We start from the raw sequence: 10,709 nt of genomic DNA, 5'->3' as shown, positions 1-10,709 counted from the left end.
ATAAAAATATTTATGCTAATTATTTGATTTATTTATAATGTATTTGTTACGATTATTACGATGATTAGTATCTGAGAAGATGAGCTCATGTAGATATTCGGCTATTATTTCATCATGCAAATTAAGTGTAAAGGGGGGCTAATTTTTCTTGTTTGGTACTTGAGGAGCTGCAGGGTTATTTATGCCTTGTGTGAGAGAGGTTTTGACGATGCAAAAATTAGAGCAATTGATTGATAAAAACTTTGCTGAAACAGCTCATGGTAAGGTTGCAAACTACATTCCGATATTAGGAATTGTTGATCCGCAGCAATTGGGCATTGCCATTTATGACGTTGACGAGGACGAAATTGGGACCGCTGGAATGGCAGGAACGAGATTTGCAATCGAGAGTATTGCGAAGGTCATAACTTTAATATTAGCGATCAAGAGATTAGGTCATAAGCGCGTCTTAGCAGAACTAGAAAATGGTTCGGCAGATTATAGCCTAAGTTCGGTACTATTGGATGACGAGTTAACCGAGCAGGTCCACCGGGTAAATTACCTTAATAATTCCTCCGCCTTGTTAACGACAGCCTTAATTGACCAGTTGATGGGGCAGAATAGTTTTAATGCCCTTCTCGGTTTCTGTCGTGAGATCTGCAATGACCCATGCATTAGCCTGAATGAGCGTTTATTTCGGTCAGCAATTATGAATGATAAAGATATTCATGCACTGGCTTACTATATGAAAGATAAGGATATTTTAGAGACTGTTGATCAAACATTGATAACTTATTTTATGCAAAGCTCAATGATGGTGACAGCACAGAGTCTTGCTAACTTAGGAGCAGTCTTGGCAAATGATGGAATTAAACCTTGGGATAATGAGCGTCTTATTAGCCATGAAGATAACGAGTTGGTAAAGAAATTGCTAACAACAGTTGGTTCGTTTGAAGAATCAAAAGAATACACAATTAAAATTGAACTCCCTATTAAAAGTGGTACTGGCGGCGGCTTATTGGCTTGTGCCCCGCAAAAATGTGGTATTGGTATTTTTAGTCCAGCTCTTGATCAACATGGCAATAGTTTGGCAGGAATGAGTTTATTACAAGATGTTGTTGATCAATTAGAATTAGTAGTTTAATAAAAGCGAGGCCCGAAGAAAATTCTTCAAGTCTCGCTTTTTGTTAATGTAATTTTTCTTGGAATTTCTGTAAATTACCAGGAGTTGGGGTTAAGTTAGTCCATTCTGGTGAAAGGAACTTACTATTGATTTGGTAATGTGGTTGCGGTTGCTTGTTAGAAATAAAACTATTAGTAGCTTTATCAACTTTTACCCAACCAGCCCAACCGATATGAATAGTATCTTCCATAAATCCAGGCTTATCACCATCATGAGAAAGATCCAAAATGTGATTGAACCCTTGTTGGCGAAGCTGAAATTTAATTTTTTCAACAGATTGGTAATACATATTCATGTCCATCCCCGTGTACTTTTCCCACTTTGAATTAACCGGTGGGATGATAAAGAGGACGTTTGAATTGGTATTCTTAAACTGATTCAAAACTACTTCCAAATCGCCATATTCTGGTGACTTAGTATAATTGAAATTCCGTTGTGATCCCTTTGTTTTCGCTAAGTTTTTCTTCACACGCTGCGTATAGAAGCTGTTTTTAATACCAAAACGGTTGTTATTAGTATCACGTGCGGCTTCGTTCATTGCATCATCATAAAGTTCGTTGTAATTGTAACGCGGAGGAAGTTTCTTAACGTTTGGGAGAATATGCTTGCCATAGTTATTATTCAATTGAAAACCTGAGAAGATGGCATCTTCATGAACCAACATATTAAGCCGGAAGCGGATAACTCCCATATCGAAACTGCTAAGGGATTTTCCTTCTGCAATCTTTTTAGCATACGAAGAAACAGTCCCGTCTTTACCAAGCATTGCAATTAATCGCGTTGCAATGTAGCGATCGTATGGTGATTTAGGATTAGCGTGTTGAAGCCAGTTAAGGTTAGCGAGTTCACCATTGTAGTACTTGAAAGCTGGTGGTTGAACCCCCTGCTTAGTAAACCATTGTGGTGAAATGATATAGACGGCCTTATTATCTCTCATCTGCGTTTCCATTGAATTAATGTTAAAGAATTGCGGAAGAGATTGGGTACCCCGTGAACCGAAGAGGAAGGGGGTATAGTTATGATAACGAGCAGCCATTACAGAAGGATGGAAACGATCCATTCGCCGTAATTCACTAGAACCAAAGAATGGAACATAGTGGGTGTGCTTATCACTGAGCGCTTGTTGTTTAATTGATTGATTCTTAAAAACAACCGGGCTTAGCGATACTGCAGCTTTATGTTCAATCGCCGCTGAGTGCTTTTTACTAATCGGCAGTGAAAACAAAAGAACTACTAATAGACAAGCGACAATCAGCGGGCCAAAGATTGACCACAGCTTTTTGCCATTATGCATTTTGGAGCTCCTTTACCCGTTCTTCAATCTTTTCAATAGTGTCCCATTGGCTACGGTCAAATTCTGAAACTGGTACTTGAACGCCAAAAGCATCTTGTAAACCAAGAAGAAGGCTAACAGTTGCCATTGAGTCTAAAAGACCACTTTCGAAAAGGTTTTGACTTGCATCACTAAAGTCTGCAGTGTCCCGACCAGTTGCATCAGCTAAAATATTAATAATTTGTTCTTGCATAATTAAAATCCTCCTAAAATTATTTGAATAGATAAGTATCTAAGAACCCACTGAAGATCAAGAAAGTAAACATTACAAAGTTAAATGTGACAAAAATAGCAACTCCAGTAGTGAACTTATTATGTGGTAGCTGTTTTAAGTTTTTGCGCTTGAAACGCAGCCACCAGTCATTAACTACTAGGCCTAGACCTTGGAGAAAACCATAGAGAATATAGTACCAGGTAATTCCATGCCAAAAGCCCATTAGTAACATATTAAGCATATATGCGGTTGATGACAAGGCATTTCGATTCTTAAACCACCGTTTTTTGGTAGCAAGAAAGACGAACCGCATAAAGATATAATCACGGAACCAGAAAGAAAGGCTAATGTGCCAACGATTCCAGAACTCTTTAAGGTTTTTCGATTTGAAAGGCTGCTTAAAGTTCATTGGGGTCCGCACACCCATAAAGTAACTAATAGCAACTGCAAACAATGAATAACCAGCAAAGTCAAAGAATAAGTAAAGTCCGTAAGTGTACATGACACCGACTAAGTTCCAAGAAGGAAATGATGGATCAGCTAAGGCCGCTTTTTCAAAGAAGGGGTAAAAACGCTGACCGAAGAAATAACCGATGACAAACTTGTACAAGAACCCAAGGAATAAGTAGAAAATTCCTGTATTAACAAGATTCAAATATTCCTCGCGGGTCGGGACCTTTTTATAATCCTTTTCAAAACGTCGGTAACGATCAATTGGTCCAGAAGTAATGGTTGGCATGAACAGAATGAAACGAATGAACTCCCATGGGGAAATCGCTTTGATCATTCCATCACGCGTTTCAATTACTGTTCCGACTGCCCGGAAAGTTAAATAACTAATTCCTAAGAAACCAAGGAGGGAGTTATGACCAACCATTGCCGGTGAAAGCTTAACAATTACAATCGGCAAAATTGATAAGGCGGCAGTGAAGTAAAAAACACCACTCGAATTATTATTTTGCCGGTAGCGATGATAAGCCATCACAATAATTGTCTGGTAAATAACATAAGCAATTAATGAAATTCCTTGTTGCCAGCTTGAACCATCGAACATTAAGAAGATAAAAATGAAACTAATTAATGTTTCATACCAGCTAAACCTCTTCCCAAAGTAAAGGCCGATTCCCAACGGCAAAATAGCAAGAAGTAAGTAGAAGAAGTATACCGGGGTTCCATAAGCACTGAAATTAGGAAGGTTTGAAATCCAATCAATCATTACTTGTTAGCCTCAGCAATCATTTGTTTAACTGCAATCTTGCCATTTGCAGACATTGGGAATGATTCACGGTAAACGAATTGGGTAGGCATCATATATGGCATGATTAAGCCGTCCAAGCTTTCACGAATCTGTTTTGTTAATCCAGCCGTATCTTCAGTCGCTTCGTTTGGAATAACATAAGCAATCAGGTGCGTAACTTTGCCATCTTTATTATATTTCGGAACCGCAACTGCTTGTTTGATTAAAGGACTCTTTTCAAGACTGGCACGAACTTCATCAAGTTCAATCCGGTAACCATGTAATTTAATTTGGAAATCCATGCGGCCTTTGTGGTGAAGTAAGCCATCGCTGTCAAGAGTTCCTGCATCCCCAGTTCGGTAAGCAGGAACACCATCAATCTTAAAGAATGACTTGGCTGTTTTTTCCGGATTATTCATGTAGCCATGTGCCACACTATTACCACTAATTACAATCTCACCTTGTTCACCAGGAGTAATGATTTCTTGATCGCCATTCCAAATGGATAATTTGACTCCTGGCTTTGCATAGCCAACTGGTAAGCGGTCATTGTTTTCAATGATTTCAGGTGTGATCTCGATCCCTGATACGGCAACCGTTGTTTCAGTTGGACCATAAGTGTTGAAGATTTTAGCATCTGGGAATCGTTGGTGTAATCCTTTTGCAGTCTTTACTGTTAATTCTTCACCACAGAAGAGAAAGGTCTTTAAGCTTGGCATTTTTTGTTGGTTAAATGCTGGGCTAAGCATTAACATATCAGCAAATGATGGCGTCCCTACAAAAACTTCAAGATCAAGGTTTTGTAGAGCAGTAAACATCTGACCAAAATTCTCAACAACTTCGTGAGGAAGCGCCTTGATTGTCCCACCATTAAGTAGTGCTGGTAACCAGTACATGTTTGAAAGATCAAATGAATATGGTGGTTGCCCTAAGAAATTAGCATGTTCTTTGATTTGAAACTCGTCACTTAACATCCAGTCAACAAAGGTCATAAAGTTATCGTGACTAACTTCAACCCCCTTTGGCGAACCAGTAGTTCCAGACGTAAAGAGGACATAAGCTAGTTCGTCACCATTAATCATTGCTGAAGTATCAAAAGTTTGTGGTGTTGCCAAAATTTTTTCAAGCTGTTGATGATCGACAATTGGGGCATCAAACTGGAGATCATTGCTTGGAAAATCATTAACAGCAATAATCATCGCCGGTTTAGCAGTATCCAGAATTGATTGCATCCGTGGAATTGCTGAATCGTTGGACACTGGAATATAAGTATGTCCAGCTTTTAAAGCTGCTAAAAAGCTAATAATCATTTCAACTTGATGATCACCATATACGAGAATCGGACTACGATCAGGCAAAGATTGAGTACTAAGCCATGCCGCTAAAGTATCAACTGCTGAGCTTAAGTCCGCATAAGTGGTCGTTTTGCCCATTTCATCATATGCGATCCGCGTTGAGTTGTCCTTGGCAATTTGCTCAAAGACAGTAATAATATTCTTACTCATATATTATCTATTTCCTCCGCATTAGAATTCGTTGTAGATAAATGGCTCTTGGCCTGCTCCGTAATAACCATAAAGGTAGATTAATAAAAGAAGCACTACAAAGTAAAATAATGTTTTTAAGATGAATCGTAATGCAGGATGGCGTTGAATAATCTGAGCCATAGTTCTCCTTCTCTCATCTTTATAAATTTGTAATTGGCATTCATATCAAGAATACCATTAATTATGTATCTCGGCTAATAGGGTGAGTTACTTTCACCTTACTATAAAATCCTTAAGAAAAAATTAATGAAATATTCAAAAACAAGAATGCTTATTGCCTTAAAATTATAACTTTTTCTGAGCTAATTGTAACTAGAAAAACCTAAACTTTATTTATAATTTTATATGACATGACAATGATGGACTAATGTAACAACAATTGCAAGAAGCGCTTATTTTCGATAAGATTAAGCGGTAGATACTAGTGAGAATTAAGGAGACGAACACTCGATGATTAAGGGGATTGGAATCGATATAACCGAGATTGAACGAGTTAAGAAAGCCGCAACAGCGCATTCTCAATTCATCCAGCATGTATTGACACCGACTGAATTAGAACAATATAGTCAATTTAGCGGTCAGCGATCAGTAGAATATCTTGCTGGTCGGTGGTCACTAAAAGAATCTTTTGCTAAAGCATACGGAACGGGAATTGGTGCTAAACTAGGCTTTCATGATATTGAAATCATTGATAACCAATATGGGGCGCCAATTGTGACTAAATCGCCGTATAATGGTAATGCTCATGCTTCAGTGAGTCATACTGCCACATTAGTAATGACAGAAGTAATTTTAGAAAGTGAGAATAAATAATGGTTAATGGTCGTTTGCGAGATACATCATTAATAGTGGACTTAGATGCATTACGTCATAATATTCAAGAACAGAAAAAAGTATTGCCCGAAAATAGTAAAATCCTGGCCGTTGTAAAAGCAAATGCTTATGGCAATGGATTGATTCCAGTTGCCCAAACGGCAATGACCAGTGGTGCAAGCGGTTTATGCGTGGCGATCTTAGATGAGGCATTAGAATTACGGGATAACGGGATTGAAGCGATGACGCTTGTCCTTGGAATTACGTCCGTTGAAGATGCGTTGATTGCTGCTCAAGCCGGAGTTTCTTTAACGGTTGGCTCCTTAGATTGGCTTGAACAATATCATCAGTTAGCACAAGTTGCCAAGCCTAAGAAACCATTAAAGGTTCATCTGGGGATTGATTCAGGAATGGGCCGGATTGGTTTTACAGAGGTAGCTGCATTTAAGCAAGCTGTTAAGCTGCTTGATAGTCCTGAATTTGAATTTGAAGGAATGTTCACCCATTTTGCAACTGCTGATAGTCCTGATGAAAATTACTTTAATCAGCAGGTCCAACGTTGGCATCAATTTGTTGCCAGCCTTGATGAACTGCCACCGTATGTTCATATGGCAAATTCAGCGACCGGTTTATGGCATCGGGAGACAATCACTGCTAATACAATTCGAATGGGGATTTCAATGTACGGACAAAACCCATCTGGACGTGACTTGAAATTAACGCTTGATTTACAGCCCGTTAGTTCATTAGTTTCATCAATTTCTTTTGTTAAGCAGTTAAAGGCAGGAAGATCTGTCAGCTATGGCGCCACTTATACGGCGGAACAAGATGAATGGCTAGCCACCTTGCCAATTGGTTATGCTGACGGTTATCCACGGTGTATGACTGGTTATAAAGTATTAGTTGACGGTCAATTTTGTGATATTGCCGGACGAGTATGTATGGATCAAATGATGATTCGACTTCCTAAGTATTACCCAGTCGGCACTCCAGTAGTATTGATGGGCAAGTCCGGTGATCAAGAAATTACAGCAACTGATTTAGCTGAGCGGGCCGGTACTATTAACTATGAAATCCTAACTAATATTAGTAATCGGGTTCATCGCATTTATCGCCAAAGTAAATAATTAAGGGAAGCGAAGGTAGTGACAAAACGAAAAGTAAAACGGGGCGACATCTATTACGCTGACTTATCCCCGGTAATTGGATCGGAACAGGGTGGCGTTCGTCCAGTCCTGATCCTTCAAAATGACGTGGGAAATCATTATAGTCCAACAGTAATCATTGCTGCGATTACTGCCCAAATGCAAAAAAAGAAGATGCCTACTCATGTCCAACTAAAAGGTAAGTCGTTACCGTTAACTCATGATTCGGTCATTTTGTTGGAGCAATTACGTACGATTGATAAGCAACGATTGAAAGACCGAATTGCTCATTTATCGCCAGAGACAATGGCAAAAGTAGATAAAGCATTAACAATTAGTGTGGGGTTAAATGCTGCCTATGATGAAAATAAATGAGTTTGACAATTTGCGTCAGAACTCGTATACTCACTATTAAATTAATCACGGTTCTTTTAATGTAGCCCAGAGAGACTACAAAAGACAAAATAATATAAGCATAGTGGGCACAAAACTATGCTTCCTCTTTTGTAAAGCTCTAGGACCATTAAAGGGACTAGAGCTTTTTTAGGTCTAAGGAGGATATCTTGTGAAAGAACAAAAGGGGACAACAATTTTTAGTATTCCAATGAAGAACAGAAAGACTAATACTTGGGATATGTTTGCCACGTGGGTCGGGGCAAATGCTAATAATGGGACATGGTTTGTCGGCGGAGTACTCGCCGCTTGTGGATTTTCGGTTGCCATGAAGGTCTTAGTATTGTCATCTGCCTTATCATATGTATTTTTAAGTTTGGTAGGTTACATTGGTTATAAGACTGGGGTATCGACGATGACTTTAAGCCGTGCCTCATTTGGTGAACGGGGTAGTTATCTCCCATCATTAGTTAATATTACCCAATTTATTGGTTGGACAGCGGTTAATACTTTTATTGCGGCCCAATCGGTAAGCATTCTTTTCCATGACTTACTAGGATGGCCTGTGTGGGGACAGCATGGCGGCTATTTAGGGCTAGTAGTCGGGATTATTATCATGAGCATTCTCCATATCATTAGTGTTTCTAGCGGATCACGTTCGGTCCAAATGATTGAACGCTTAGGAATAATTCTTGTTCTTGTATTTGTCATTTGGGAGTCAGTGGCTGTTTTTCGAACTGTTTCCTTTAGTCAAATTGTAAATTGGCATGTTCCTGCGCAATCAAAAATGGCAGTCGGCGCGGCGGTCGATTATGTAGCAGCTTTTAATTTAGCCTGGGTAACTGCCGGTGCTGATTTCACCCGCTTTACTGCTAAGGAAAAGAATGCGACTTTGACGCCGTTTTTTGGTGCTTTACTAGGGGTTGTATGGTTTGCTTTTATCGGCTTGATTTCAACAATTAGTATTGCAATTTCAAGTGGGGTATATAACGCAAATAACTCCGATCCCTCAACGATTGCTAGTAAGTTAGGACTGGGGATAGTTGCCCTCCTTGTTATTATTTTGACCTCGATGACGGCCAATGCTGTTAACTTATTAGCGGCCGGATCAGCTCTTTCAAATATCTTTACAAAGCTCAAATTAAAGTATTCATTATGGATCGTAGTATTGCTTGCGACAGTTGTGACCTTTATTCCGATGTTTGTCGGTAGTTTCTTGAGTGCTTTTGAATCCTTTCTTGACTATGTGGGGATGGTGTTAGGCCCGACGATTGCTATTATTTGTACTGATTTTTATTTCCGTGCTCACCGGCAATATGATGTTGATGAATTAGGTAAAGTTGGTGGAAAATATTGGTATCGCGGAGGCGTCAACTGGGTAGCAATTATTGTTTTTGCTATCGGGGTTGCCTTCTTCTTAGGGGTTCATCAGTTGCCAATCTTCGTAAATACGATTGGAGCAACATTTATTGATATGTGTTTGAGTGGTATCCTATATTATGGAATTATGTTGCTGGTTGACCGAAAGGAAGATGAATTATGCTATTAAAAAATGTACATGTTGATAATCATGAAGAAGTAGTCGATGTTCGAATTCTCAATGGAAAATTTAGTGAGATTAAGGCTAACTTAACGCCCCATGACGGTGAAGAAGTTATTGACGGTAAAGAAAATTTACTTTTACCACCATTTGTTGATTCTCATGTTCACTTAGATGCTACGCTTACTGCTGGTCAGCCAGAATGGAATGAAACCGGGACTTTATTTGATGGTATCCGGATTTGGAGTGAACGGAAACAAGATTTAACTAAGGAAGATGTTAAATCGCGTGCGAAAAAGACATTACTAAATATGGTTGGTCATGGAATTCAACACGTACGGAGCCATGTTGATGTGACTGATCCTCATTTGATTGCTGCCCGTGCTCTCCTCGAATTGCGTGAAGAATTAAAAGACCAAATCGACTTGCAGTTGGTTGCTTTTCCACAAGAAGGCATTCTTAGCTATCCTCATGGACGTGAATTAATGGAGCAGGCGGTTAAAGAAGGATTAGATGTCGTTGGTGGTATTCCCCATTTTGAGTTTACAACTGAATATGGGTGGCAATCTGTCCATTTCTTAATGGCTCTCGCGGATAAGTATGATCGTTTAGTTGACGTCCACTGTGATGAAATCGATGACCCAGCTTCGCGTAACCTTGAAGTTTTAGCGACCGAAGCTTATGAACGAGGGATGAAGGACCGGGTCACAGCAAGTCATACGACAGCGATGGGCTCATATAATGATGCTTATACTTATAAATTATTCCGTCTATTAAAGATGAGTGATATTAATTTTGTATCTAATCCATTAGTTAATGTTCACCTTGGCGGCCGTTTCGATACTTACCCAAAGCGTCGCGGCGTTACCCGGATTAAGGAATTAACAGGAGCGGGGATTAATGTTTCCTTTGGTGAGGATGATATCCAAGATCCGTGGAATCCTCTCGGCGATGGTAACATGTTAGATGCGGTTACGATGGGTGTTTATATTGCTCACTTGATGGGGTATCACCAACTGCAAGATGCCTTTAATTACGTAACCTATAACGGTGCTAAGACATTGCATATTAGTGATAATTATGGAATTGAAGTAGGAAAACCGGCAAACTGTATCTTATTGAATGCCCACGATTTCTATAATGCTCTTAATAAGCATGTTGAAGTTCTTTATAATATTCGTCATGGGAAAGTCCTTGCCGAGACGAAACCAGCTGAAACCAAAGTTAATATCAAACAAAATTAAAAAAACTCATAATAGTTATTGACAAGTTAGGGAATGACCGGTATATTATATCCAACAATTAAATTTAGATTAGAAAAACGC

General features: G+C 39.2%; 11 protein-coding genes. 6 read left to right on the top strand and 5 right to left on the bottom strand.

All coding sequences use genetic code 11. From position 1 onward, the window contains the following. Positions 1 to 181 precede the first annotated feature (181 nt). On the top strand, positions 182 to 1,123 hold the full coding sequence (locus LMB56_RS00890; protein ID WP_153703111.1) for a glutaminase: 942 nt from the start codon (positions 182 to 184) through the stop codon (positions 1,121 to 1,123). Positions 1,124 to 1,166: 43 nt separating this feature from the next. Here LMB56_RS00890 and dltD read toward each other — a convergent pair whose 3' ends face one another. The 5 genes from dltD to dltX are packed head-to-tail and all read right to left on the bottom strand — an operon-like array spanning position 1,167 to position 5,613. Then, entirely contained in the window at positions 1,167 to 2,456 is a 1,290-nt protein-coding gene (gene dltD, locus LMB56_RS00885) for a D-alanyl-lipoteichoic acid biosynthesis protein DltD (protein WP_107721934.1), read from the bottom strand. Further along, entirely contained in the window at positions 2,449 to 2,688 is a 240-nt protein-coding gene (gene dltC / locus LMB56_RS00880) for a D-alanine--poly(phosphoribitol) ligase subunit DltC (RefSeq protein WP_003665624.1), read from the bottom strand. Before dltC ends, dltD begins: the two co-directional genes overlap by 8 nt. A 19-nt stretch (positions 2,689 to 2,707) precedes the next feature. Further along, a complete protein-coding gene (gene dltB / locus LMB56_RS00875; protein WP_229283374.1) occupies positions 2,708 to 3,925 on the bottom strand; it encodes a D-alanyl-lipoteichoic acid biosynthesis protein DltB in 1,218 nt (405 codons plus the stop codon). Next, positions 3,925 to 5,451 (bottom strand): D-alanine--poly(phosphoribitol) ligase subunit DltA, encoded by a 1,527-nt coding sequence (gene dltA / locus LMB56_RS00870; RefSeq protein ID WP_229283375.1) that lies wholly within the window; start codon positions 5,449 to 5,451, stop codon positions 3,925 to 3,927. The genes dltB and dltA overlap by 1 nt, the downstream gene beginning before the upstream one ends. 21 nt (positions 5,452 to 5,472) lie before the next feature. Continuing rightward, positions 5,473 to 5,613, bottom strand: a complete 141-nt coding sequence (gene dltX / locus LMB56_RS00865; RefSeq protein ID WP_003665629.1) for a teichoic acid D-Ala incorporation-associated protein DltX — start codon at positions 5,611 to 5,613, stop codon at positions 5,473 to 5,475. Between the two features lie 330 nt (positions 5,614 to 5,943). On the opposite strand from dltX, the gene acpS reads away from it, so the two are divergent. From acpS to codA, 5 genes are all read left to right on the top strand, one after another. Then, the gene (acpS, locus tag LMB56_RS00860) at positions 5,944 to 6,306 is read left to right on the top strand and encodes a holo-ACP synthase (protein WP_003674648.1); all 363 of its coding nucleotides are present in this window, start codon (positions 5,944 to 5,946) and stop codon (positions 6,304 to 6,306) included. Then, positions 6,306 to 7,433, top strand: coding sequence for an alanine racemase (alr, locus tag LMB56_RS00855; protein WP_229283376.1), 1,128 nt, complete (start codon positions 6,306 to 6,308; stop codon positions 7,431 to 7,433). Before acpS ends, alr begins: the two co-directional genes overlap by 1 nt. An 18-nt stretch (positions 7,434 to 7,451) precedes the next feature. Continuing rightward, on the top strand, positions 7,452 to 7,826 hold the full coding sequence (locus LMB56_RS00850) for a type II toxin-antitoxin system PemK/MazF family toxin (protein ID WP_003667249.1): 375 nt from the start codon (positions 7,452 to 7,454) through the stop codon (positions 7,824 to 7,826). A gap of 190 nt (positions 7,827 to 8,016) precedes the next feature. Continuing rightward, complete coding sequence (locus LMB56_RS00845; RefSeq protein ID WP_019254274.1) at positions 8,017 to 9,393, top strand: cytosine permease; 1,377 nt, start codon at positions 8,017 to 8,019, stop codon at positions 9,391 to 9,393. Continuing rightward, on the top strand, positions 9,384 to 10,628 hold the full coding sequence (gene codA / locus LMB56_RS00840; protein ID WP_153703529.1) for a cytosine deaminase: 1,245 nt from the start codon (positions 9,384 to 9,386) through the stop codon (positions 10,626 to 10,628). Before LMB56_RS00845 ends, codA begins: the two co-directional genes overlap by 10 nt. Positions 10,629 to 10,709 lie beyond the last annotated feature (81 nt).

The organism is Limosilactobacillus reuteri (genome assembly GCF_020785355.1).
Lineage (GTDB): Bacteria > Bacillota > Bacilli > Lactobacillales > Lactobacillaceae > Limosilactobacillus > Limosilactobacillus reuteri_I.
Note: the sequence above shows the minus strand (reverse complement) of the source record. Positions and strands in the feature narration are given on the sequence as shown.

Coding starts and splice junctions, on each gene's coding strand:
- dltB (WP_229283374.1), bottom strand. CDS start 3,925: ATGATTGATTGGATTTCAAACCTTCCTAATTTCAGTGCTTATGGAACC.
- dltX (WP_003665629.1), bottom strand. CDS start 5,613: ATGGCTCAGATTATTCAACGCCATCCTGCATTACGATTCATCTTAAAA.
- dltC (WP_003665624.1), bottom strand. CDS start 2,688: ATGCAAGAACAAATTATTAATATTTTAGCTGATGCAACTGGTCGGGAC.
- acpS (WP_003674648.1), top strand. CDS start 5,944: ATGATTAAGGGGATTGGAATCGATATAACCGAGATTGAACGAGTTAAG.
- dltD (WP_107721934.1), bottom strand. CDS start 2,456: ATGCATAATGGCAAAAAGCTGTGGTCAATCTTTGGCCCGCTGATTGTC.
- alr (WP_229283376.1), top strand. CDS start 6,306: ATGGTTAATGGTCGTTTGCGAGATACATCATTAATAGTGGACTTAGAT.
- LMB56_RS00890 (WP_153703111.1), top strand. CDS start 182: ATGCCTTGTGTGAGAGAGGTTTTGACGATGCAAAAATTAGAGCAATTG.
- dltA (WP_229283375.1), bottom strand. CDS start 5,451: ATGAGTAAGAATATTATTACTGTCTTTGAGCAAATTGCCAAGGACAAC.
- codA (WP_153703529.1), top strand. CDS start 9,384: ATGCTATTAAAAAATGTACATGTTGATAATCATGAAGAAGTAGTCGAT.